The 23,499-nt window shown below is 54.6% G+C and carries 20 protein-coding genes; 14 read left to right on the top strand and 6 right to left on the bottom strand.

The genetic code is table 11. From position 1 onward, the window contains the following. Positions 1 to 13: 13 nt before the first annotated feature. The gene (locus WA429_RS00545; protein ID WP_287464544.1) at positions 14 to 760 is read left to right on the top strand and encodes an NAD-dependent deacylase; all 747 of its coding nucleotides are present in this window, start codon (positions 14 to 16) and stop codon (positions 758 to 760) included. On the opposite strand, the gene WA429_RS00540 is transcribed toward WA429_RS00545, so the two are convergent. After that, positions 757 to 1,437, bottom strand: a complete 681-nt coding sequence (locus WA429_RS00540) for an ArsR/SmtB family transcription factor (RefSeq protein WP_114112090.1) — start codon at positions 1,435 to 1,437, stop codon at positions 757 to 759. The two genes, WA429_RS00545 and WA429_RS00540, sit on opposite strands and share 4 nt — an antisense overlap. Before the next feature lie 110 nt (positions 1,438 to 1,547). Further along, positions 1,548 to 2,783, bottom strand: coding sequence for a hypothetical protein (locus WA429_RS00535; protein WP_287464545.1), 1,236 nt, complete (start codon positions 2,781 to 2,783; stop codon positions 1,548 to 1,550). Between the two features lie 212 nt (positions 2,784 to 2,995). Here WA429_RS00535 and WA429_RS00530 point away from each other — a divergent pair, with 212 nt between their 5' ends. Beyond that, a complete protein-coding gene (locus WA429_RS00530; RefSeq protein ID WP_286886505.1) occupies positions 2,996 to 3,325 on the top strand; it encodes an NIPSNAP family protein in 330 nt (109 codons plus the stop codon). After that, a complete protein-coding gene (locus tag WA429_RS00525) occupies positions 3,322 to 3,672 on the top strand; it encodes an antibiotic biosynthesis monooxygenase family protein (protein WP_287464546.1) in 351 nt (116 codons plus the stop codon). The genes WA429_RS00530 and WA429_RS00525 overlap by 4 nt, the downstream gene beginning before the upstream one ends. A 19-nt stretch (positions 3,673 to 3,691) precedes the next feature. On the opposite strand, the gene WA429_RS00520 is transcribed toward WA429_RS00525, so the two are convergent. Further along, a complete protein-coding gene (locus WA429_RS00520) occupies positions 3,692 to 4,624 on the bottom strand; it encodes a DMT family transporter (protein WP_287464547.1) in 933 nt (310 codons plus the stop codon). A gap of 506 nt (positions 4,625 to 5,130) precedes the next feature. Here WA429_RS00520 and WA429_RS00515 point away from each other — a divergent pair. From WA429_RS00515 to WA429_RS00480, 8 genes are all read left to right on the top strand, one after another. Further along, positions 5,131 to 6,069 carry a LysR family transcriptional regulator gene (locus tag WA429_RS00515; RefSeq protein WP_101246641.1) on the top strand — a complete coding sequence of 313 codons (939 nt, stop codon included), beginning with the start codon at positions 5,131 to 5,133 and terminating at the stop codon, positions 6,067 to 6,069. A gap of 93 nt (positions 6,070 to 6,162) precedes the next feature. Further along, entirely contained in the window at positions 6,163 to 7,047 is an 885-nt protein-coding gene (locus WA429_RS00510; RefSeq protein WP_206926488.1) for a glycosyltransferase, read from the top strand. 164 nt (positions 7,048 to 7,211) lie between these two features. After that, complete coding sequence (gene ppa, locus WA429_RS00505) at positions 7,212 to 7,736, top strand: inorganic diphosphatase (RefSeq protein ID WP_287464548.1); 525 nt, start codon at positions 7,212 to 7,214, stop codon at positions 7,734 to 7,736. 54 nt (positions 7,737 to 7,790) lie between these two features. Then, positions 7,791 to 8,426: an O-acetyl-ADP-ribose deacetylase gene (locus WA429_RS00500; RefSeq protein ID WP_336107141.1), complete on the top strand. Its 636-nt coding sequence runs from the start codon at positions 7,791 to 7,793 to the stop codon at positions 8,424 to 8,426. Continuing rightward, positions 8,427 to 8,969, top strand: coding sequence for a L,D-transpeptidase family protein (locus WA429_RS00495; RefSeq protein WP_287464550.1), 543 nt, complete (start codon positions 8,427 to 8,429; stop codon positions 8,967 to 8,969). It begins immediately after the preceding gene. A 69-nt stretch (positions 8,970 to 9,038) separates the two neighbouring features. Then, positions 9,039 to 10,013 (top strand): DUF2333 family protein, encoded by a 975-nt coding sequence (locus WA429_RS00490; protein ID WP_287464551.1) that lies wholly within the window; start codon positions 9,039 to 9,041, stop codon positions 10,011 to 10,013. A 163-nt stretch (positions 10,014 to 10,176) separates the two neighbouring features. Further along, on the top strand, positions 10,177 to 10,746 hold the full coding sequence (locus WA429_RS00485; protein ID WP_101246646.1) for a NifU family protein: 570 nt from the start codon (positions 10,177 to 10,179) through the stop codon (positions 10,744 to 10,746). Positions 10,747 to 11,053: 307 nt separating this feature from the next. Next, positions 11,054 to 11,944, top strand: coding sequence for a glucosaminidase domain-containing protein (locus WA429_RS00480; RefSeq protein ID WP_228194854.1), 891 nt, complete (start codon positions 11,054 to 11,056; stop codon positions 11,942 to 11,944). A 105-nt stretch (positions 11,945 to 12,049) separates the two neighbouring features. On the opposite strand, the gene WA429_RS00475 is transcribed toward WA429_RS00480, so the two are convergent. Continuing rightward, positions 12,050 to 12,508 (bottom strand): hypothetical protein, encoded by a 459-nt coding sequence (locus WA429_RS00475; protein ID WP_101246648.1) that lies wholly within the window; start codon positions 12,506 to 12,508, stop codon positions 12,050 to 12,052. A gap of 285 nt (positions 12,509 to 12,793) precedes the next feature. On the opposite strand from WA429_RS00475, the gene WA429_RS00470 reads away from it, so the two are divergent. Beyond that, entirely contained in the window at positions 12,794 to 13,999 is a 1,206-nt protein-coding gene (locus WA429_RS00470) for a hypothetical protein (protein WP_287464552.1), read from the top strand. Between the two features lie 116 nt (positions 14,000 to 14,115). On the opposite strand, the gene WA429_RS00465 is transcribed toward WA429_RS00470, so the two are convergent. Both WA429_RS00465 and WA429_RS00460 read right to left on the bottom strand, forming a co-directional pair. Further along, positions 14,116 to 16,383 (bottom strand): NADP-dependent malic enzyme, encoded by a 2,268-nt coding sequence (locus WA429_RS00465; RefSeq protein ID WP_101246650.1) that lies wholly within the window; start codon positions 16,381 to 16,383, stop codon positions 14,116 to 14,118. Between the two features lie 603 nt (positions 16,384 to 16,986). Further along, a complete protein-coding gene (locus WA429_RS00460; protein ID WP_114112363.1) occupies positions 16,987 to 17,487 on the bottom strand; it encodes a hypothetical protein in 501 nt (166 codons plus the stop codon). Between the two features lie 185 nt (positions 17,488 to 17,672). On the opposite strand from WA429_RS00460, the gene mutS reads away from it, so the two are divergent. Together mutS and WA429_RS00450 are read left to right on the top strand one after the other, a co-directional pair. Next, complete coding sequence (gene mutS / locus WA429_RS00455) at positions 17,673 to 20,396, top strand: DNA mismatch repair protein MutS (protein ID WP_287464553.1); 2,724 nt, start codon at positions 17,673 to 17,675, stop codon at positions 20,394 to 20,396. A gap of 225 nt (positions 20,397 to 20,621) precedes the next feature. Beyond that, entirely contained in the window at positions 20,622 to 23,363 is a 2,742-nt protein-coding gene (locus WA429_RS00450) for a [protein-PII] uridylyltransferase (RefSeq protein WP_101246652.1), read from the top strand. Positions 23,364 to 23,499 lie beyond the last annotated feature (136 nt).

The raw sequence follows: 23,499 nt of genomic DNA, 5'->3' as shown, positions 1-23,499 counted from the left end.
AAGGATCACTTATATGCCGCTCCGCCCCGATCTGATTGAAATCCTGCGTGACGAAGCCGCCCCAATTGTCATTCTGACCGGTGCGGGCATTTCCAAGGAAAGCGGCCTGCATACGTTTCGCGATCCTGACGGTATCTGGGCGAAATACGATATTTCCGAAGTTGCCACACCCGAGGCCTTCGTGAACAACCCTGATCTGGTGCATTATTTCTACAATGACCGCCGATCCGGACTGCTTGATCCCGCGGTTCAACCCAATGCCGCCCACATTGCCCTTGCCCGGCTTGAAGCCGAGTGGCCGGGGCCTGTGCTGCTGGTGACGCAAAATATCGACGATCTTCATGACCGGGCCGGATCGAAAAACCTGATCCATATGCATGGCGAGCTTTTAAAAATCCGCTGCAATCATTGTGATCTTCTTGCCCACTGGGCTGATGATCTTGCCACGAAAACCCCCTGCCCGTCCTGTGGCAAGGCTGGCGGGCTTCGTCCGCATGTCGTGTGGTTTGGTGAAATGCCCCTTGAGATGGAACGCATTTACGCCGCCTTGGGCGAATGCGGGCTTTTTATCTCGATCGGGACATCGGGAAATGTCTATCCGGCTGCCGGGTTTGTTCAAATCGCCCATGAAGAAGCCGGGGCGGAAACGGTCGAGCTCAATCTTGAACCAAGTTCGGGCGCGACGCTGTTTGAACACAGTGCATACGGGTCGGCAACCGATCTGGTGCCGGCCTTTGTCGCAAGCTTGCTCGGCGATTAGAAATTCACAAGATCACGGAACTGGCGTTCGCCATCACGTTCAAACCGTACAATGCGCGACTCCGCAACCCGCCTGGCCCAACCCAGCTCATAAAATCGGTCCAGCATTGCCGCACCGAATGAACCGGCCAAATGCGATTGCCGCGCGCTCCAGTCCAGACATTCCCGGCAAAGCGGACGGCGTTTGCGACGCAAGGCTTCAAGATCAATGCCGAATTTGTCAGCAAATGCCACGCCGGCATCGGTCAGCACCACGCCATTTACGGTATTTTCGATCAGCTTTCCTTTGATCAAACCGTCAAACAGGGCAACCCCCATATCCCCCGCCAGATGATCATAGCAAACGCGTGCCTTGCGTAATTCCGGGTCCTTCGGCCCGGTCCGCACCCGGTTATGTCCAACCCGGTTCGCAATCCCCATCAGGACCTCAAGCGCCTCGACAATATCGGGACCCGACAACGTGAAATAACGATGTCGCCCCTGTTTGCGCGGCACAACAATCTGCCCGGCTTCTAGTTTCGCCAGATGGGAACTTGCGGTTTGCGGGGTAACACCGGCTTCCTGCGCCAGTTCGGCGGCCGTCAATGCCCGACCGCCCATAAGCGCGGTCAGCATATTTGCGCGCGCCGGATCACCAAGCAATGCGGCCACACGGGCAATATCGGGTCCTTCTTTCATCCTTCGATAGTAATCGAAATGTGATCACCAAACAACAACCAGCAAAGCGAAAGGCGGACAGATACCTGCCCGCCTTTGCCTTAGTCACTGGAATTGGTTCTTGTCGCTGATCAGTGGGACAGGCCCGAACCACCCAACGCAACAATATTGAATGGCAGCCCGTCGACCGGGATTTCACCTTTGTTTGCAAAAGTCTCGGCATCAACGAATCGGACAAGATGTTCGCGCGGGTCGGTCACGCTAACCACGTCACCGGCAACAGCAATGCGCGGACGCGGATCACGCCAGTGGCCATCCTTGCTATAGGGTTTGGTGATTTGGGCAGACCGGACAATCTTGCCATCCAGCAAATCCACCGCATGAAGATAGCCATTCTCGGTGAAGACATAGGCAATGGTCACGCGTGCCGGATCAAGGATGAAGTGCACGTATCGGACCGGCAAGTTAATCAGATGAAACGGGTTCTGTTCGGTGCGATCAATAAAGACCAGCTTGTCTGAACCGTAATCGCCAAGAAAGAACTGCATCGCCTTGCCACCGGCCAGATGCCCTACACGACCTTCCGGCATGTCCTTGCCATAGGGCAGCATTTCAACTGTCGGCGCATCATCACCATTCTGATAGGCGATGATCACCCCTTCCTCGCAGCCAAAGGCCGTCACACCGGCAGACGATGCTTCGCCATGCAGGCCGGTGCAGGTATGAACAGGACCAACCTGTTTTCCATCCTGATCAAGAACCTTAAGGCCCAGCCGCGGCGGCAGACTGCCCGGCTTGGTTTCAACAGCAAGATTTGGCTCGGAGATCAGATGATAGTTCCCCTTTGGCACAACAACGCCATGATGGGGCGCACTGCCTGCAACTGTTTTATGCACGGATTTTCCGGCAATCAGATCTCCCTCATCAAAGACCTTTGCCGCACCCTCACCATCAAAGAATATATAGAATGCGCCATGATCGGGCACGGCGTGGACCGGGCGTTTGCCCGCAATGGTTATGGGCAGCAATGCCGGATCATGGATTTCAAGGTCGCTGTGATCCCCGTGCGAGGACAACTCAATACCGCTATCGATCATGTGGACGACATCATGATCCATCTGAACAGCGGCCAGGGTTCTGCCGCTTTGGCTTGGGACAAGATGCGTGACATAGCCCTTGGTGGCAAACCGGTCGATCACCGATTTCTGTTCCAGATCAAGGATCGTTACCCCGCCCTCTTGCTGGTCGGTAACAAAAAGACGCCATGCCTGTTTGGTTTCATCATCGGCCCGGGCAACAGAGATACCCAAGACCGGCATCAGAACCGCACCACTTATAATCGCGGCCTGAACCACATGTTTGAACAACGAACGCTCCTATTAAATGTTATGTTATAACGTAACATTTAATAGCGTCCTTTTTCACACCTGTCCATGCCCCGTCACGTTCTTTGCTGTCGCTTCTTGTAATTGCCCATAGTTCGATCCGTATCGAAGCAACAGGGCGATCATTTGCGCTATCTCCGACAAATACCGGGACCTTCACCGGTTTCGTCACCATTTACATAAGGAAGACCGCCATGATCACCTGCTTCATCCGCTATGAAATCGATCCCTATAAAAAGGATGCCTTCGTCCAATATGCCCGAAACTGGGGGCAGGCCATTCCGCGTTGCGGGGCCGATCTTGTCGGGTATTTCGCCCCGCATGAAGGATCGGTATCGACCGCCTATGGTATCTATCATTTGCCCGATCTGGCATCTTATGAGGACTATCGCGCCCGGTTAAAGGACGATCCGCTGGGCCGGGAAAACTATGCGTTTTCCCAACGCGAAAAATTCATCCTGCGCGAAGAACGCCAGTTTCTCAAACTGGCGTCCACCCCGCATGCGGAGCTGATCAAACCATGATCGCGGTCATTTTCGAAGTCACACCTCACACGGCGCGCTATGACGATTATCTTGCCATTGCGGGTGATCTCAAACCGGTGCTTGAAACCATGGATGGCTTCATTTCGATCGAACGGTTTCAAAGTCTGAGCACGCCGGGGAAAATCCTGTCACTGTCATTCTGGCGTGACGAGGATGCCGTGAAAGCCTGGCGCAATCTGGCGGAACACCGTTCTGCGCAGACCCAAGGTCGAACCGGAATTTTTGAAGATTACCGTTTGCGGGTTGCCGGTGTTATCCGGGATTACGGCATGTTTGAACGCCAACAGGCACCCGACGATTCCCGATCACGCCATGACCGTGACTAGATCGGCATAAGTGGATCAATCACGCCTCGGCCGGTTTCGGGGATGTTTCATCATCCCCGATCTCCTCGGTATCTGTTGCCTGCTGCGGTTTTGCCCCGCCTTTGTAGTCCAGAAGCATCACCGCAAGAATAACAATCCCCGCCCCGATGAATATGACCGGCACCGGCAACATATCAAAGAAAATCAGGTCCATCGCGACTGAAAATGGCAGGGCGGTATAGGCTGCTGGTGACACAACACTGGCATCTGCAACCCGTACGGCACGCAAAACCATATAGTTGGTCATCATGGCAAAGAACCCTGCCCCCGCCGAATAGGCCCAATCGGCAAATGACGCCGGCTGCCAGGAGATCAGGGCAATCGGCCCCCAGATCACGACTGCAATGATTTGCGGCCAGAACAGCATGGAAAAATTGGTCTCGGTGCGCGTCATCACCTTGGCAAACAGGGTTTGCGCCGAAAAACAGAAGGCACCGATCAGGGCAGCAGCCACACCAAGCGGCACACCGAACCCGTCCATGCGTGGCGCACACATCACCCAAACCCCGATCAAACCCAGAACGGTTGCGATCATTTTGCGTGCTGTCAGCTTTTCACCAAGGATCACAACCGCCAGCAACACGGTCAGCAATGCCTCGATAAACAAATAGGCATTGACCTCGGCGATGCTCATCTGACGAAGTGCAAAGAACACGAAAAACAGCGACCCGTACCACAAAACACCACGCGCAATATGGGCCATCGGACGACGGGTGCGGATTGAACGGGTACCGACAAACATCAGGATGATCAGGAACACCGCAACCGTCGTTATTGCCCGCATGGCAAGGATTTGAGCCGTCGGAACGTCATGGGATACCAGCTTGGCACAGACATCGACAAAAACGCCCGATGCCATTGCAGCCGTCATCCATAAAACGCCGCGGACATTTCCGCTTAGAGCACTCAACATCAAATCCAATCCATTTTGTTTGTCATTGGCGCGTTGTCTGGCAAGGAACGTTGCGCGGGGGCGATGCGGGGCATCGTTCACGTAATGTGACGCTCCGAAAAACCGTCCGCACCCAACCCTTCGGGCCGGGCACCCGTTCTTTCCGCAACATCGATGACAGTGACCTTTGCGACCGCCTTATTGCGGAACATCTGGTTGCTTTGGGCAAAACGGGTTGGACTTGATGCTGAATGCTCTTGCCGCATCAGCGTCCCGGTCATGATCGTTTCCATGCTCTGAGGTTGTTTGGGGGTTTCCGGCAGTCAGGGAGACTGGCTTACGAGGTGGCGCAAGGAGACATCGGAAAATCTACGGCCGGAAACCCTTTATGCCGATGATATTGCCCGCTTGTTTTGAAAAATACGAATGAAGAGTTTTCAGCCATTGTTGAGTTTTTTTTGCCCCATTTTCCGATCACTCCTGATAGACAGGTATGACGAAGGAAACAGCTGGTATGGAAATACAAAATGCGCCGGAAACTGCCCCCTTTACGCGCACTTGTCGCCTTTGAAGCCACCGCCCGCCATCAGAGCGTCAAGGGCGCGGCCGAAGAACTGCATGTCACACAAAGTGCCATCAGCCATCAGCTGCGCCAGCTTGAGGAAAATCTTGGTGTTGTCCTGTTCACCCGCAAAGGCCGCGGACTAAGCCCGACCAAATCGGCCGAACTTTTGTTGCCGCGCCTGACCGAGGCCCTGGACGGCATTGCCGACATCACCGGCGAAGTCGGTCCCGACAAGGGCAAGGCGATCCGTATTGGTGCGCTTGCAACACCGGCCCTGACCGTGTTGCTTTATGAACTTGATAACCTGCGTGACCGGCTGCCGGGTGATATTCCTGTCCAGTTCCGCAAGATCGAATTTGATGACGGGCTTGATCCGCTTGAAATTGATCTTGCCCTGCAAATCGCCCCCAAGGACCTGCCCGGTCCGGAAGATTGGGTAACTGAACTTCTGACTCCCGAAGTCTATACCGCCTTTGCCGCCCCCGAATGGCTGGCAAAACGCGGATTTGATGCCCGCAACATCAATGTTGCCGAGCTCGGCCCGCGGGATATCTTGCTGATCGACAGTGACAGTGAACAGTTTTCCCAGATCGAACAATGGTTCAAGGCCGGCAAGTTCTCCCTCGCTGATTGCTGGACCTTCAGCCATCATATCTGGGCGCTTGAGGCGGCACGTGCCGGTCAGGGGATCGTTGCCAGCACCGACGTTGTTGCCCGCAACTATGTCGAACGTGGTGAACTGGTGCCGCTGAATTTCCCGGATTTTATTTCGCATTGGTGGTACCGCCTTCTAATCCGCCCGGCGCGTCAGAAGGACCCGGTCGTGATCGAAGCCGCCAACTGGATCCGCGAACTGATCAATCCGAAAACCGCATCACTCGCACGCAAGAAATTCATGTAAGCGAATTGTCAATTGCCCTTAAGGATTCGTAAGGGTAGGCTCGGTTAACAATAGCGGGCAATGCTGCGAAAAAGACGGGGTAATTTGGGGAAGATGACATCTTTGGTGTCGGTCGTTGTCACGACCTATAACTGGCCGGAGGCACTGTCACTGGTGCTCAATTCGCTTGCCGATCAGAAGGACCGCAATTTCGAAATCATCATTGCCGATGACGGGTCTGCCGGTGCGACAACGCGTGTCATTGAAAATTTCGCAGCCACCTGTCCTGTTCCGGTGAAACATTACTGGCATGAAGATAGCGGCTTTCGGGTCGCAAAGGCACGAAACGGGGCAATTGCGATGGCCAAAGGCGATCTTGTTGTCTTCATTGACGGCGATTGCTGTGTCATGCCCGACTTCGTCAGCCGCCACCGCAAAGCGGCAGAAGCCGGATGTTTTGTGTCGGGCAAACGCGTATTCATCAAGGAACGCCTGACCAATATGCTTTTGAAGCGCAAATGGGCCTTCCACAAATGGCCCCGCGCAGCCCTGTTTGGCGTTTCGCTTTTTGGTTTCTGCAACCGCCCGTTCCAGTTTATCCGTCTGCCGCATAAGGGTCCCTGGCTTTGGGAACATGAAAACTGCTGGCGCAAGGCCCAGACATGCAATCTTGCCGTGTTCAAAGCGGATATCGATCGTATTCACGGCTTTGACGAGGCATACGAAGGTCACGGCTGGGAAGATTCAGACTTTGTACTGCGCCTTCTGCGATCAGGTCTGCGCCGCAAAAATGTCGAATATTGCTCACCGGTATTGCACCTGTATCACGACCGCAAAATTCCGCAGCGCCATCAAACCAGCAATGCAGTTTCCAACTGGCATCTCTTTAACGAAGACCTTTTGCGTGATCAGAACAGGTTTTTGCCGTCAGGTATTGCCGCGCAGTCAAAACACCCGGAAACTGCGTCTTCTTTCGCAGCCGCAAAAGAGATAGCGTGATTTTCGACCAAGGATGCATGTGCACCCCCTTGGAAGCGGCGACAATTCGCGATAAAAGGGCGGCATCATTCTCCTTCGGGTGCGTTTTCGCATCTTCGAAGCCGATTACAGCCGTCCCGGCATGCCGGGGCATGCCTTTATAGAAGCGAAAGGGATTTTCCCAGATGGATCTCAGCAAGATTGCCGTCGGCAAAGATGTTCCGTGGGACGTAAATGTCGTCATCGAAATTCCGCAGGGCGGACCGGTAAAGTACGAAGTAGACAAAGACTCCGGCGCTGTCTTTGTTGACCGTTTCCTGCATACCTCGATGTATTATCCGGTCAATTACGGTTTCATCCCCAACACCCTTGGCGAAGATGGTGATCCGGTTGATGCGATGGTCATGTTCCGTGAGCCGGTTGTTGCCGGTTCGGTTATCCGGACACGTCCGATCGGCGTTCTGATGATGGAAGACGAAGCCGGTCAGGACGAAAAACTGATCTGCGTTCCCCATGACAAGATCGACCCGTACTACACCGACATCAAGTCGCATGAAGATCTGCCGCAGATCCTGCGTGACCAGATCCAGCACTTCTTCGAGCGTTACAAAGACCTCGAAAAAGGCAAATGGGTAAAGGTCACCGGCTGGGAAGGTGCTGAAAAAGCAGCAAGCCTGGTCGAAGAAGGTGTCGCACGTCTGGCCAAGTAACTGGCATAACGGACGAAATCAATTTTCAAGCAACGCTCTGCCCTTGGCAGGGCGTTGTTTTTTTTGACTTTTTTGCAAAAAACGCGACAATGGAACTGTCGGGGGCCCAGCACACATTTTGGGAGTGGATCTGTGCCCGTAAAAAAAGAAGATGATCTAAAAACCACCAGCGTCATAAAAATCATAGAAGGTGACATCACCGCGCTGGACACCGATGCCATTGTCAACGCTGCCAATACGGCCTTGCTGCCTGGCGGCGGAGTTTGTGGTGCCATCCATTCTGCGGCCGGGCCGGAACTGGCCGCCGCATGCCGGTCGCTTGCACCCTGCCCGACCGGCGAAGCCCAGATAACACCGGGATTTGGGCTTATGGCGCGCCACGTCATCCATACAGTCGGTCCTGTATGGCACGGTGGACAAAACGGCGAAGCAGCATTGCTTGCCGCCTGTTATCGCAATTCACTTGTTCTTGCCGCGCAGCACAGTCTGCATTCGATCGCCTTTCCGGCCATTTCGACCGGAATATTTGGCTATCCGGAAGACCAGGCAGCCAAAATCGCCGTATCAACCATTTGTGAATGGGCTGGCGAAACCGCCGCGATGCCACAAATTTACCTTTGTTGTTTTTCACACTCCATGCGCGGGCATCTCGAACATGCCCTGCACCAGTTCCAAGAAGGCACCTGCTGAATGCAAAGCGACGCAACTGCACATTCCGTTCCCCAACCGCTTGAGATTACGGCCTCGGCAACGGGAAATTTGCGCGTCGGCGATCGGGAATTCCGGTGCGCATTCGGCGTCAATGGCATCACTGATGCCGACAGCAAAACCGAAGGTGATGGCAAGACACCCGCCGGTAGATGGAAACTGCGATATGTCATGTATCGCGCCGATCGCAGGTCCTGCCCGAAAACCAGACTGCCTGTAACGACCATTTCGTTTTCCGATGGCTGGTGTGACGATCCGGCACATCCGTCCTATAACTGTCCGGTCAGGCTGCCCTTCAAGGGCAGTCATGAAAAACTGTGGCGTGATGACGGGCTCTACAACATTGTTGTTGTACTTGGGCATAATGATAGCCCGCCCGTTCCGGGAAAAGGTTCGGCGATCTTCATGCATATCGCCAAACCGGACTATAGTGGTACCGAAGGATGCATTGCCCTTGCCGAACAGGATCTGGAAACCCTGCTGGGTCTGGCGCAATATGATACCTATATCTCTATCGAGCAGTGAAATCATGCACTTGCCGTTTGGGCACCGACGTCCTAGGTTCTATTGCCGGATCAATTCACAGGACAAGTCATGATTGAAGACGATTATCTGTACAAAAAAGGCGGAATTTCAGGTTTCGGATCGCGTCTGAAAGCCGTTTTCGGATCGCGGAAATTCTGGATTCGTAGTTTTGGCATAATCGTTCTGATTGCACTGATCTATTATCCGGCGGGCATGGCGCTGGTTCACCGTATTGACGACAATCCGGACTTTGTAGGCAATTATCAGGGTGGCAGTCACGCCGTAAGCACCGCAGCAGGGCTGATTGATCGCGAGGTCAATCAGAACCGCTGGACGGCAAATGATCCGTTCTTCCTGCCCGGGGCAGCACTTGACAATATGCCGAACTTCCAGACCGGCATCATCTATGCCCTGTCGCGTTTTTCAATCGAGCTGTCTGATCAGATCGGCCGAACCCGCGGATCAAGTCAGGTCGACCCTGATCTTGACGATGCGGCCGGCCTTTTGAAGTTCCGCGGCGACAAATGGGTGTTTGATCCAAGCGTTTCGTTGCTGCCCGGTGTGACGTCCGAACAGCAATATCGTCAGGCCATTCGTGCTCTTGAAAATTACAACACGCGCCTGACCACAGGGAATGCAGTGTTTGAACGCCGGGCCGACAACCTTCAGGAAACGCTTAACCGCTTTGCCAATGATCTTGGATCGGCATCCGCCCTGATTGATGACAAGGTCGATGATCCATCCCTGTTTGATCGCACCGCAGACGATGTGTTCTATGCCACCAAGGGGCGTCTTTATGCCTATAGCCTGATCCTGCGTGATCTTGGCACCGATTTTGAGCAGATCATCAATGAACGGCAAATTGCCCCGGCATGGGCCGAAATGATCGGGTCCCTGCAATCGGCAGCCGCACTGGACCCGCTGGTGGTGGTCAACGGATCGGCAGACGGGATCATTTTCCCCAACCATCTGGCCGGATTGGGCTTCTATCTTCTGCGCGCCCGCACCCAGATGCGCGAGATCAGCAGTATCCTGCAACGTTAATCGTGATTTCCGTCATATATACGCTTGGGCGGAATACCTGACTTGCGCGCTGCGACTTGATCTTTTCTGTTTTTTGCCCCATTTAGGGCCTAACCAAATGAAATGCGGATTGCCGAGCGGGCAGCATAAGCCCCGGCAATCAGAGTGAGAGGACAAGCCGACCATGTTCATTCAGACCGAACCAACCCCAAATCCGGCCACACTTAAATTCCTGCCGGGCGAGGAAGTCATGGGCCGTCTGGGCACTGCGAACTTCGTCAAGGGTGACGAAACCGTCAAATCGCCGCTGGCGCGCAAGCTGTTTGAAGTTGATGGCATCGCAGGTGTCTTTCTTGGCGGTGATTTCATCACCATCACCAAGGACGATTCCAAGGACTGGCAGACCCTAAAGCCGCAGATTCTTGGCGGCATCATGGAACATTACACGTCCGGACAGCCGGTTCTGGACCAGAATTCCGGTGCCGCAACTGGCGCCAGCACCGCCGCAGAAGGCGATGACGAACTGGTCAGCCAGATCAAGGAACTGCTTGATACCCGTGTTCGCCCGGCCGTGGCCCAGGATGGCGGCGATATCGTTTTTCACAAGTTTGAAGACGGTGTCGTCTATCTTGAGATGCATGGCGCATGTTCGGGTTGCCCGAGCAGCACCGCGACCCTGAAAATGGGGATCGAGAACATGCTGCGTTATTACGTGCCGGAAGTTCAGGCCGTCGAACCGGTCATGGCCGACTGATTTCCCGAGTCGTTAAGAAAATCTTTAGCCCGGCGCAAACTTTTGCCTGCGCCGGGCGTTATTATTTTGCGCAAACGAGAAGGTTTACGCGGCGTTTTCAACTTGTGGAAATATTGTCCGTTGCGATCCGCGGCGCTGACAGGCATAGATATCTTCCACTTGGGATGGACAGTGAATCAACAATGATACTGATCCTGGAGAGACAAGAATGACTAGCGCAAAGACAGGAAATTACCGGAAAATTGCGCTTGCTTCGGTCACCGGAGCAATCGGTTTATTGTATATTGGTATATTTGCCGGAGTTGATGTGTCACCAACCCCCGCCGGGTTTGGCACCGACATCCCTGCAATGACCCCGAAAGAGATCGCTGCGACAAAGAAAAAGCCGGTCTATCGGCGTGGCCCCGAAGTCGTTGCATTGAACCAGTATTTCAAAAGCATCGGTTACAGCTTTGGCAGCATGACCGAAGTTCCGCGCGTTTATATCAAGCGCGTTCCAAAGGGACTTGGCGAGCTGGCATCGGTCGAAGAGCGCAAGGAACTGTTCCTGCGCATCATGTTGCCGCTGGCCATGCGGGTGAATGAAGAAATCGGTGCACGTCGCGAACGTCTGATGGCCATTCAGGCCAAAGGTATTTCCGGCACCCCGGTCAGTGCAGCCGATCAGCAATGGGTTGATCAGCTGATGAAGCGTTACCGCGTTACCGATGGCGGTATTACCGCCCTGCTCGAACGCATCGACATCATCCCGCCGTCACTGATCCTGGCCCAGTCGGCCGAGGAAAGCGGATGGGGCACGTCGCGCTTTGTCCGGACGGGCAATGCCCTGTTCGGGCAGTGGGCCTGGGGCGATGACGAAGGCATCGTTCCAAAAGACCGCGAAGAAGGCAAAACCCACGTCATCAAATCATTTGGCAGCCTGATGGACAGCGTGCGCGCCTATGCGCGTAACATCAATTCCCATCCGGCCTATCAGACCCTGCGTGAACGCCGTTCGGTCCTGCGGGCCGAAGGTCATCTGATCAATGGCTGGGATCTTGCCGAAACCCTGACCAAATATTCCGAACGCGGTGAGGAATATGTCGACAGCCTGCATACGATCATGCGGGCCAACGGTCTGAACGAGCTTGATGGCCTGACATTCGCAGCCGGTGAAATTCCGCCGCCGCCCAAAGTTCTGGCATCCCTCGAAGACTAGGCATGAAGACCAGGCATCTTTGCCTGGCACAAATATGCAAAAGGGACCCGATCGGGTCCCTTTTTTCATGATGTCGCAGCAGTAGCGCACAAACGGTCAAAGCCGTTATCGGTCGCCGCGATAGATCCAGCCTTTTTCAGATTTCAGCAGGCGGATTTCATTTTCAACCGTGCGACGGTCACCAGCCTTGAACTCGCCTTCCTTCATGGCAAGCATCTTGGTTTTCACCAGATCAATCGCATCACTGACCGTATTGCCGACATCATCCATAGTGCCAGCAGCCTTGCCCTTTTCGGTTACGTCATCTGCGAAATCGGCGATTGAGCGATCAAACACCAGATCATAGCGCACCATGACAATGATCTCGTCATCGCCTTTGGGGATGCTGTTGGTCTTGGTGACATTTTCGACATGCCCGACCTTGGCATAGGGATCGGCACGGAAACGCTCGATGACTGCGGTGGTGATTTCATCGGCAGTCGGGCCGCTGATTTGTTCATCTTCACAGGCCGCAAGCATCGGGAAAAACATGAAAACAGCGAGAAATCGGGTCAACTGGCCCATCGAGAAGTTCCTATTTTTGTACAATTTCGCAGACATATCAGCCATATGCCCAAACCATGTGGCGAAAATCGGGTCGTGATCATCCCATGACATTTCATGACATCAAGCCTAACACATCAGCCATGCATCCATTACGCCGGAATGTCTGGTCACAAACCTGATAGTGCCGCTCGCCAACAGGGTGCCGCATGGCCTGAAGGCACCGACGACTATATTCTGGACATAAACGGATGTTTCATCGCTTATAAATCAATGCGCTACGAATAACCGCCCTGGAATGACACCGTGACTTTCGATCTGATCATTGCCCTGGCAACCGCATGTGTTGCCTTTGTTCTTTCAAAACGTTCTGTTGCGCATTTTCCGTTGTGGCGGGCCGTTGTTACACCGCTTGCATCGATCATTGGCAGTGGTTTTTTGCTGCTGGGTCCGATTCTCAATATCGGATATGGCGGCTATGCACCGCTGATCATGATTGCACTGTGTTTTGTCGCCTTCCTGTTTGGCGGTGTGATCCGCTTCAATATGGCTGCCGGCGAACAGGCCATTCAGAACGGTGATTACGGGGCGCTGGCAATCCGCATCGAAACGCTGTCATCCTGGGCGCTGGCCTTTGCCTATATCATTTCGGTGTCCTATTACCTCAATCTTCTGGGTGCTTTCGCCCTTAGCCTGACGCCATTCAATTCCGATCTTGATGCCAAACTTCTGACCACCGGGGTCTTCATCATCATTGTGTTTGTCGGATGGTCGCGCGGGTTCAAAAGCCTTGAGAAAATGGAATATGTTTCCGTCAGTCTGAAACTGGCGATCATTGCCGGACTGCTGATCGGGTTGATGGCGCATTTCGGTCATCGGGCGATTGATGACGCCTTGATCTTCAATCCGCCGAAACTTGGCGGCTGGTCTGCACTTACTTTGGCATTCGGTCTTTTGATTACCGTGCAGGGGTTTGAGACATCGCGCTATCTCGGATCGGAATATGACGCGCAAACCCGCATCAAATCCATGCGTCTTGCCCAGTGGTTATCTGCGGCGATCTATCTGGTTTATATTCTTCTGATTTCCTATGTGTTTCGTCCCGACCAGATGTCGTCATCAGAAACCGGCATCATCAATATGATGCAGATTGTCGCGCCGATTTTGCCCTTTTTGCTGGTCGCAGCAGCACTGGCATCACAATTCAGCGCCGCGGTTGCCGATACCAGCGGATCAGGCGGGCTGTTTGCCCAGCTGTCACGCGATCGGATCACCGAACGGCAGGCCTATCTTCTGTTGGCGGTAATCGGCGTTGCCCTGACCTGGTCGGCGAATATCTATGCCATTGTAAATTACGCATCGCGCGGCTTTGCCATCTATTACGGATTGCAGGCCGCCCTTGGCGCGGTGATCGCGGCCCGGCAGAATACCGGGTGGCAACGGGTCGGGTTTTACGGGATGCTGGCAACATTGGGTGCGGTGATTGCACTCTTTGGTCAGCCGGTCGAATAACCTCACATTGCTGGTCACCTGCAATGCCCGGCGACCACATCATGGCCAAATTAGAAATGGCGGAAACTGAATAATCAGCTCCGCCATTTTTTTTGATATTCAGTCGGAAACGGCGATTAGCCGTGCTCTGCCTCGTGCGCGGCAAGTGCCGCCAGGTTGACCAGATCGTTCACGGTCGAGCCCATCTGTGCGATCTGGGCCGGTTTTTCCAGACCGATCATCACCGGACCAACCACCGTGCCACCGCCAAGCTTGTCAAGCAGCTTGGATGCGGTGGTTGCCGCATGAAGGGCCGGCATCACCAGAACGTTGGCCGGACCGGACAGACGGCAGAACGGATAAAGCTTCAGCAGTTCCGTATCGAGTGCGACATCAACCGCGATATCACCATCGAATTCAAAATCGACATCACTGCGTTCAAGAATGCCAACTGCTTCGCGGATACGATCGGTATCGTCGCTATAGGGGTTCCCGAAGGTCGAATGCGACACCATTGCAACGCGCGGCTCATGACCAAGCTGACGGGCTTTTTCGGCCGCCTGAATGGCGATTTCAGCCAGTTCCTCGGCATTGGGCAGGTTATGCACACGGGTATCGGCAATGAACACCGTACGGCCCTTGGCGATGGCAATCGAAAGACCCATCGGAATTTCACCCGGTTTGGCATCAATCACACCGGCAACATCGGTGAAGCTGCGATTGAAGTTACGGGTAAGGCCGGTGATCAGGCCATCTGCATGTCCCTTGGCCACCATGACAGAGGCAAAGACGTTACGCTTCTGATTGACCATGCGCTGGCAATCACGCCACAGATATCCTTTGCGCTGCAGGCGCGCATACAGGAATTCCGCATATTCGGCATTGTGCTTTGAAAGTGCGGCATTGTTGATTTCAACACCTTCAAGGCTATCGATACCAAGCTTTTTGGCACTTTCATGAATGCGGTCTTCGCGCCCGATCAGGATCGGCGTGCCATAGCCCGAGTTGCGATAGGCAACAGCCGCGCGAATGACGGTTTCTTCTTCGCCCTCGGCAAAGGCGATGCGTTTGGGATGTGCGCGCACATAATCGGAAATCAGCTGCAAATGTGCTGCCGTCGGGTCCAGACGACCGCGCAGCTGATTTTCGTATTCTTCCATGTCAATGATCGGACGGCGGGCAACACCGCTGTCCATGGCGGCCTGTGCAACCGCCTTGGGCACAGCCATGATCAGACGCGGATCAAACGGGGCCGGGATGATGTATTCCGGACCATATTGCAAACGACGGCCGGAATAGGCGGCCGCCACTTCGTCCGGAACATCTTCACGGGCAAGCGATGCCACCGCATGGGCGGCCGCGATCTTCATGTCCTCGTTGATGGTTGATGCCTGGACATCAAGTGCACCACGGAAAATATAGGGGAAGCCAAGCACGTTGTTGATCTGGTTCGGATAGTCCGAACGACCGGTCGCACAGATTGCATCACTGCGGATTTCAGCCACTTCTTCCGGGCTGATTTCCGGATCCGGGTTGGCCATCGCAAAGATGATCGGCTGTTTGGCCATCGATTTGACCATCTTGGCAGTCACCGCACCTTTGACCGACAGGCCAAAGAACGCATCGGCACCATCCATGGCTTCTTCTAGGGTTCTGGCGTCGGTATCGGCAGCATGCGCCGATTTCCACTGGTTCATGCCATCTTCGCGGCCCTTGTAGATGACCCCGCGCGAGTCACACATGATGACATTGTCAGGCGACACACCCATGCTTTTGACCAGTTCGGAGCAGGCAATTGCCGCGGCACCCGCACCATTGATCACAAGTTTGATGTCTTCGAGTTTGCGACCGGTGAGATCACAGGCATTGATCAGACCCGATGCCGCGATGATGGCTGTGCCGTGCTGGTCATCATGGAAGACCGGAATATCCATCACTTCGCGCAGGCGCTGTTCAATGATGAAGCATTCAGGTGCCTTGATGTCTTCCAGGTTGATGCCGCCAAACGACGCGCCAAGGAAGCGCACGCAATTGACAAACTCGTCGACGTCTTCGGTCGATACTTCAAGATCGAACCCGTCAACATCGGCAAAGCGTTTGAACAGAACTGCCTTGCCTTCCATCACCGGCTTGGACGCCAGCGCACCAAGATTGCCAAGCCCTAGAACGGCAGTACCGTTGGAAATCACCGCAACGATGTTGCCCTTGGAGGTGTAATCATACGCGGTGGCAGGATTCTTGGCGATTTCAAGACAGGGCACCGCAACGCCCGGCGAATACGCCAGGGACAGATCGCGCTGTGTGGTCAGCGGTTTGGATGCGGTGATTTCGATTTTGCCCGGGCGGCCGCTGGAATGAAACAGCAGCGCTTCGCGGTCACGAACCTTGATTTCTTTATCTGACATTATGTTTTCACTGACGCTTGCGTGGTGGGTTGGAAAGCAAAGTGTGTAGTTTATCCTGTTCGACATAAAATCGGTGTGGGACCGTCATGTCGGACCGCCCAATAAATCAGGCTTCTTGCCCCGGGTCAAAGGCGACGTTAACGGCAACCGCAAAATTACGTAGCGTTTTCCGTATGTTGCGACGCAACAATGCACCGGCGGTTGCACCGTTCCAGAACCGGTTTTTCCATCCGGTGATGGGCCATTTTTTGCGATGATGGGGATTGAAAACAGGAATAGACTTGATTTTTCAGTAACGTAAATGCCGATCCGTCTGCCGGACCGGCCAACAGCAATCAGTTTGCAGCGCGCAAAAAACCATCGGATTTCGCATCAAAAGCACCTTTTCCACGATCCGAAAAAACCGAAAGTCCCCGACAACAGCCGCACTTTTGACAGATCACCAAGCCCGATGCCGGTCCGATCAAACCTGCCCGATCAGGCAGATGGCGGTCGCCGACCCAATTCGGCCACCGCCAGGTCATTGCTGCAAGCAACCAGATGCATTTGCACATCTAGCTTTTGCCGGACGGGTTGATTTACGACACGGTCCGGCGGTCGGCCCTATTTGCCAACATGCAGGTGAATGTTGGTCGCGCCGTTCTTTTCAAGGATCGCCTTTGCCTTGGCTTCTGCGCCGGCATTTGCCGGATCAATGCGCACCCACAAAATAACCGAGCCGGCATCGACCGCACGGGCGAAATCCTCGGTATGGGGGGTGGATGTGACTTCGTCGATAAATTCACGCAGGGCCACAGCACCAACCCCGGCACCAATCGCAATCGCAGCCGGTGCCGTTGCCGCCCCGCCAAACAGGGCTATGGCACCCGATGCCACCAACGGCACTTCATATTTCACTTCACCCACCAATGCTGTCAGCACATCGGACCAGGACCGGCCGTCAGATCCGGCAACATCGATTGATTCGTGTGAACTCAGCACCGAAAGGTCCGTCCGCGAAAAGCCGCTTTCCCGCAATTCACGCACAGCGGCATCGAAACTGTCTTTTGTGTCGAACAACCCGACCAGTTCGGGGGCCTGCGAGGTGGTCTGTTCTGCTGCCATTTTGCGCTCTCCTTGGGGGATGTTTTCCGGTACAAGATTCTGCGATGACCATCGCAGGTCCTGACCGGCCATATGGTTATATATTTTACGGAAATTCAGGCGTTGCAATGGCATAGGTCAAAAACTATGACTTCGCACTTTGCCACCTCTCGTCAATGCCTTCAGGGTTTGCTATCACAGTCGTCATGAACAAGATCGCTGATACATCCGACACCACACCGACCGCGCCTTCCTTTTCCAAAGAGGGCGCAACACCCATGATGATGCAGTTCCTTGAAATCAAGGAACAGTATCAGGACTGCTTGCTGTTTTACCGGATGGGCGATTTCTACGAGCTGTTCTTTGACGATGCCGTCAAAGCAGCCGAAGCCCTTGATATCGCCCTGACAAAACGCGGCAAGCATCAGGGTAACGAAATTCCCATGGCCGGTGTTCCCGTCCACAGTCACGAAACATATCTTCAGCGTCTTATTCGCAAGGGGTTCCGGGTCGCGGTCTGCGAACAGATGGAAGACCCGGCCGAGGCCAAGAAACGCGGTGCCAAATCCGTGGTCAAACGCGGCGTTGTCCGCCTGATCACGCCAGGCACTCTGACCGAAGACAGCCTTCTGGATGCGCGGCGCCATAACTATCTGGCAGCCGTATCGGAAGTTCGCGGCAAGGTTGGCCTGGCCTGGCTTGATATGTCGACCGGCGACTTTTTTGTTCAGCCTTGTGATATGGCCGGTCTGCCCGCGGCCCTGGCCCGACTTGATCCGGGTGAAATCCTGTTTTCGGAAAAGATGCTGAACCGTGCGGACGTGTTTGACATATATGCCGAATACAAAAACATCATCACCCCGCAGCCGACCGCGCGTTTTGATCCCGAAAACGCGCAGCTGCGCCTGAAAAAGCTTTATCAGGTCGAAGCCCTTGATGCCTTTGGCGGGTTTGAGGTTGCCGAACTTTCCGCAGCTGGCGCACTGATTGATTATGTCGATCTGACCCAGAAAGGCCAGATGCCCCGCCTGTCGCCCCCGACCCGTGTGGCCGAGGGGGCAGCAATGGAAATTGATGCCGCCACCCGCCGGTCACTGGAACTGATCCAGACCCAGTCGGGCGAGCGCAAGGGATCGCTTCTTTCGGTTATTGATCGCACCAAAACCGGTGCCGGGGCACGATTGCTGGCCGCACGCCTGTCGGCCCCGCTGACCAATGCCGATGAAGTCAACAAACGCCTTGATCTGGTCGAATATTTCCATGATCGCGATGCGTTGCGATCCGATCTGCGCGCAGCCCTTGGCGAATGTCCCGATATTGAACGCGCGCTTTCGCGTCTGTCGGTCGGGCGTGGTGGCCCGCGTGATCTGGCGGCAATGCGTGACGGTTTGTCCTGTGCCTTTGCGATCGGCAATTTGTTGGCCAAACCCGATGGCGGCAATGATGGTCTGACCACACAGCCAGAGGCCCTTGGCGATCACTTGACGGCAATGGGGCATCATGGCGATCTGATTGACCTTTTGCGCCGGTCGCTTTCGGAAAATCTGCCGCTGCTAGCCCGTGACGGCGGCTTTATTGCCGGGGGATATCACCCGCCGCTTGATGAATTGCGCATGCTTTCAAGCGAAAGTAAAAAGCTGATCGCCAATCTTCAGGCCCGCTATACCGAACAGACCGGGATCAGCAATCTCAAGGTCAAGCACAACAACGTTCTGGGCTATTTCATCGAAGTATCGGCCAAATCGGCCGACAAGATGATGGAAGAAGACGAATTCATCCACCGTCAGACCATGGCAAATGCCGTGCGCTTTACGACCGTGGAATTGTCCGAACTTGAGAGCAAGGTTTCCAAGGCCGGTGATCAGGCGCTTGCCCTTGAACTTGAACTGTTCGATGAACTGGTAGCAGCCGTTCTTGCCAAGGCCGACGAGATTGCAAGATGCGCACAAGCCCTGGCAGGACTTGATGTATCAGCCGCCCTTTCCGAACTTGCCCGTGATCAGGGCTGTGTCCGCCCGACCATTGACAACAGCCTTGCCTTTGACATTCGTGGCGGCCGCCATCCGGTGGTTGAAGCGGCCCTGCGCGAAAATGGCGATGCCCCGTTTGTTGCCAATGACTGCCGCCTTGAAGATGCGCAAAGCCTGTGGCTGATTACCGGTCCGAACATGGCCGGTAAATCGACCTTCCTGCGCCAGAATGCGCTGATTGCGGTATTGGCCCAGATCGGTGCCTTTGTTCCGGCCGCCAAGGCCCATATCGGGGTGATTGACCGGCTGTTTTCGCGTGTCGGTGCGGCCGATGACCTTGCTCGCGGTCGGTCCACCTTCATGGTCGAAATGGTTGAAACCGCATCGATCCTTAATCAGGCAACCGACCGGTCGCTGGTGATTCTTGATGAAATCGGGCGTGGTACGGCAACCTTTGACGGGCTTTCCATTGCCTGGGCGGTTGTTGAAAACCTGCATGAAATCAACAAATGCCGCGGCCTGTTTGCCACCCACTATCATGAACTGACCGCCCTTGCCGCCAAGCTTGACCATTTGTCCTGCCACACCATGCTGATCAAGGAATGGCAGGGCGAGGTCGTGTTCCTTCACGAAGTCGGGGCCGGCAGTGCGGATCGGTCATACGGTATTCATGTCGCCCAGCTGGCTGGCCTGCCCAAACCGGTCATCAAGCGCGCCGAGCAGGTTCTCAAGACCCTTGAAAAAGGCGAACAAGGCGGGGCTGTTTCGAAACTTGCCGATGACTTGCCGCTATTTGCCGTTGCCATCGAACAGGCCGCCAAGGAAGAACGCGCAAGCACCCCTGCCCTGTCTGATGATCAGAAAGCGGTTCTGGACGCCGTGGCAGAACTTGATCCCGACAATATGACACCGCGCGAAGCACTGGATGCGTTGTATCGTCTGCGATCAATCAACAGCTGATCGAATATAAACGCATGAAAAACAGGCACCTTGCCCCTATATGAGGCAGGTGCCTGTTTTCATTTGGGCCTGATGGTGCGGGTTTTTCGGCGTTTGGGCAAAACCTGCGTTCCGGCATGGCACATGCATATGATGCGGACGCAAAACTTTGTCGTTATTGTATTTGGATAACGGCCCCGAATACGGCACTCAGACCGCAGACCAGCGCCAAGGAAACCGACCAACGTGACCTACAAGATCAAGAAGCAGCGCGAAATCATTGACCGGAAAAAAGTCTTTGCCGAGCTTGAAGCCATCGCAAAGGACCCGGAGCTGAAAAGTTTCAAACAGCGCACCGCTGTCCTGAACAAGCTGAAATCGGTCATGGAAGACGGTCGCACTGTCATTCGCGCCCGTTTCGAAGCCAGCAATTCCGGCCAGGAAACGGTGTTTTCCAACAGCTTCCTGATGGATCAGGTCGTCCGATTGATCCATGATTTTGCCGTCAGCTTCGTCTATCCCCTGCATAACCCGACCAATGAACAGCGCATGTCGGTGGTTGCGGTTGGCGGATATGGTCGCGGCGATATGGCACCGCATTCGGATGTCGATATCCTGTTTCTGTTCCCCTACAAGCAAACCGCCCACGGCGAACAGGTCGTCGAATTCATTCTTTATATGTTGTGGGATCTTGGCCTTAAGGTCGGTCATGCCACCCGTTCGGTTGATGATTGCCTGCGTATGGGCAAACAGGACATCACCATCCGCACAAACCTGCTTGAAAGCCGGTTCGTCTGGGGGGATGAGGATACCTATAATGTCTTTCGCGCCCGGTTCATGGACGAACTGGTCAAGGGCAGCGGTCTTGAATTTATCGAAAAGAAACTGAACGAACGCGATGAACGCCATGTTCGCATGGGCGATTCACGCTATGTGGTCGAACCCAACGTCAAGGACGGCAAAGGCGGCCTGCGCGATCTTCATACCCTGTTCTGGATTGGCAAATATCTGTATCGCGTCAACTCCCCGATGGAACTGGTCGACCTTAAGGTTCTGACCCGCAAGGAAGCGCAAGGCTTCCTTAAGGCCCAGAACTTCCTGTGGGCGGTGCGGTGCTGGTTGCATTACCTGTCAGACCGCGAAGAAGACCGCCTGACCTTTGACATGCAGCGCGAAATCGCATCGCGCCTTGGCTATACCGATCATGCCGGGGCATCGGGTGTCGAACGCTTCATGAAACATTACTACCTGATGGTCAAACATGTCGGGAACCTGACGCGGATCTTCTGTGCCGCCCTTGAAGAACGCCATCAGCGCCGCCCGCTGATCCGGTTCCCCGGCAAGCTTTTCGGCACCAAGGAAATCGACGGGTTCGAGTTGCGCAATGATCGCCTGACGGTCGAAAACCTTAATGTCTTCAAAAAAGACCCGATCAAGATCTTGCGCCTGTTTCTGGTCGCGCATCAGAACGGTGTCGGCATTCACCCCGAAACCCTGCGCTGGGTGACGCAAAGTCTGAAATTTGTTGATCACAAACTGCAAAATGATCCGGTCGCCAACGAGGTCTTTCTTGAAATCCTGACCCAGCGCAACAGCCCGGATGTCGCGCTTCGCAAAATGAACGAAGCCGGTGTTCTTGGCCGGTTTATCCCCGATTTCGGGCGTGTGGTTGCCCAGATGCAATATGACATGTACCACACCTATACCGTGGACGAGCACACCATCCGCGCGATCGGTATTCTCAATCAGATCGAATGTGGCGAACTGGCCGAAGATGCACCGGTCGCGACCCGGATCATGGGCAAGGTGATTTCGCGCCGGGTACTTTATGTCGCCGTCCTGCTTCATGACATTGCCAAGGGACGTGGCGGGGACCATTCCGAACTTGGTGCCGAAGTCGCCGAAAAGCTCTGTCCGCGTCTGGGCCTGTCGCCTGCCGATACCGAAACTGTTGCCTGGCTGGTAAAGGCCCATCTCTGGATGAGCCTGACCGCATTCAAACGCGACCTTAATGACCCGACCACGATCAAGGCGTTCGGGGATCTGGTGCAGTCACAGGAACGTTTGCGTCTTTTGCTCTGTCTGACTGTGGCCGATATTCGTGCGGTCGGGCCCAATGTCTGGAACGGCTGGAAAGCAACGCTTTTGCGTGAACTTTACTTTGCCACCGATGATTTGCTGTCGGGTGGCCTGAATGCCGACAGCCGCGATTCGCGCGTTGCCAATGCCCAGATGGCGCTCCGCGAAGCGCTGGTTGACTGGCCCACTGACGATATCGAAGATTTCATCGATCGCGGTTATCCGTCCTATTGGCTCAGTTTCGATACCGATGTTCATGTCCATCATGCCCATCTGACCCGCGAGGCCAAGAAAACCGGTGCGGAAATCACGGTCGATGTCCGCATCGATACCGAAATTGACGCCACCGAAATCACCGTTCACACCACCGACCATCCCGGCCTGTTTTCCCAGATTGCCGGTTCGATGGCGCTGTGCGGTGCCAACGTTGTCGATGCAAAGATCCTGACCCTTGCCGACGGCATGGCGCTGGACACCTTTTTTGTCCAGGACACCAATGGCGAGGCCTTTAACGATACGGCCAAACTCGAAAAGCTGCGTGAAACTCTTGAACAGGTGATTTCCGGGCGTCTGCGCCCCAGCCATGAAATCGAACGTCGCCAGACCAAGGACAACAAACACCGCACTGCGGTGTTCAAGGTCGAACCGAACGTCATCATCGACAACAAGGCCAGCCGCACCCATACGGTGATTGAAATTACTGCGCGTGATCGTCTTGGTCTGCTTTATGACATTACCCGTGCCTTGCGTGACCTGTCCTTGCAGATCGCATCGGCCCGTATTTCCACCTTTGGCGAACGTGCGGTTGACGTATTTTACGTGAAGGACGTGTTTGGCCTTAAAATCGACAGCCGGACCAAATTTGTCCAGGTCAAGGAAACCCTGACCCAGGCCATCCAGAACAATTAACGACCTGTCTCGCGCCGTTTTTGGCGGGGCATTTGGGCTTGGTGCATAAAGACAAACCGGATCGATCCAATACCCATGTGGCATCATCAATACCACCACGGTACGGATCAATCCGGTAGTTCCAATCTCCGCGATC

The sequence above is a fragment of the Thalassospira sp. CH_XMU1420-2 genome (assembly GCF_037029325.1).
In the GTDB taxonomy this organism is placed as follows: Bacteria; Pseudomonadota; Alphaproteobacteria; order Rhodospirillales; family Thalassospiraceae; genus Thalassospira; species Thalassospira povalilytica.
This window is presented reverse-complemented; position numbering and strand designations above follow the sequence as displayed.

What these genes read in the sequence shown, in the direction of transcription:
- ppa (WP_287464548.1), top strand. Translation starts at nt 7,212, where the DNA reads ATGGATCTCAGCAAGATTGCCGTCGGCAAAGATGTTCCGTGGGACGTA.
- WA429_RS00465 (WP_101246650.1), bottom strand. Translation starts at nt 16,383, where the DNA reads ATGTCAGATAAAGAAATCAAGGTTCGTGACCGCGAAGCGCTGCTGTTT.
- WA429_RS00520 (WP_287464547.1), bottom strand. Translation starts at nt 4,624, where the DNA reads ATGTTGAGTGCTCTAAGCGGAAATGTCCGCGGCGTTTTATGGATGACG.
- WA429_RS00490 (WP_287464551.1), top strand. Translation starts at nt 9,039, where the DNA reads ATGATTGAAGACGATTATCTGTACAAAAAAGGCGGAATTTCAGGTTTC.
- WA429_RS00485 (WP_101246646.1), top strand. Translation starts at nt 10,177, where the DNA reads ATGTTCATTCAGACCGAACCAACCCCAAATCCGGCCACACTTAAATTC.
- WA429_RS00510 (WP_206926488.1), top strand. Translation starts at nt 6,163, where the DNA reads ATGACATCTTTGGTGTCGGTCGTTGTCACGACCTATAACTGGCCGGAG.
- WA429_RS00475 (WP_101246648.1), bottom strand. Translation starts at nt 12,508, where the DNA reads ATGGGCCAGTTGACCCGATTTCTCGCTGTTTTCATGTTTTTCCCGATG.
- WA429_RS00460 (WP_114112363.1), bottom strand. Translation starts at nt 17,487, where the DNA reads ATGGCAGCAGAACAGACCACCTCGCAGGCCCCCGAACTGGTCGGGTTG.
- WA429_RS00525 (WP_287464546.1), top strand. Translation starts at nt 3,322, where the DNA reads ATGATCGCGGTCATTTTCGAAGTCACACCTCACACGGCGCGCTATGAC.
- WA429_RS00530 (WP_286886505.1), top strand. Translation starts at nt 2,996, where the DNA reads ATGATCACCTGCTTCATCCGCTATGAAATCGATCCCTATAAAAAGGAT.
- WA429_RS00540 (WP_114112090.1), bottom strand. Translation starts at nt 1,437, where the DNA reads ATGAAAGAAGGACCCGATATTGCCCGTGTGGCCGCATTGCTTGGTGAT.
- mutS (WP_287464553.1), top strand. Translation starts at nt 17,673, where the DNA reads ATGAACAAGATCGCTGATACATCCGACACCACACCGACCGCGCCTTCC.
- WA429_RS00545 (WP_287464544.1), top strand. Translation starts at nt 14, where the DNA reads ATGCCGCTCCGCCCCGATCTGATTGAAATCCTGCGTGACGAAGCCGCC.
- WA429_RS00495 (WP_287464550.1), top strand. Translation starts at nt 8,427, where the DNA reads ATGCAAAGCGACGCAACTGCACATTCCGTTCCCCAACCGCTTGAGATT.
- WA429_RS00515 (WP_101246641.1), top strand. Translation starts at nt 5,131, where the DNA reads ATGCGCCGGAAACTGCCCCCTTTACGCGCACTTGTCGCCTTTGAAGCC.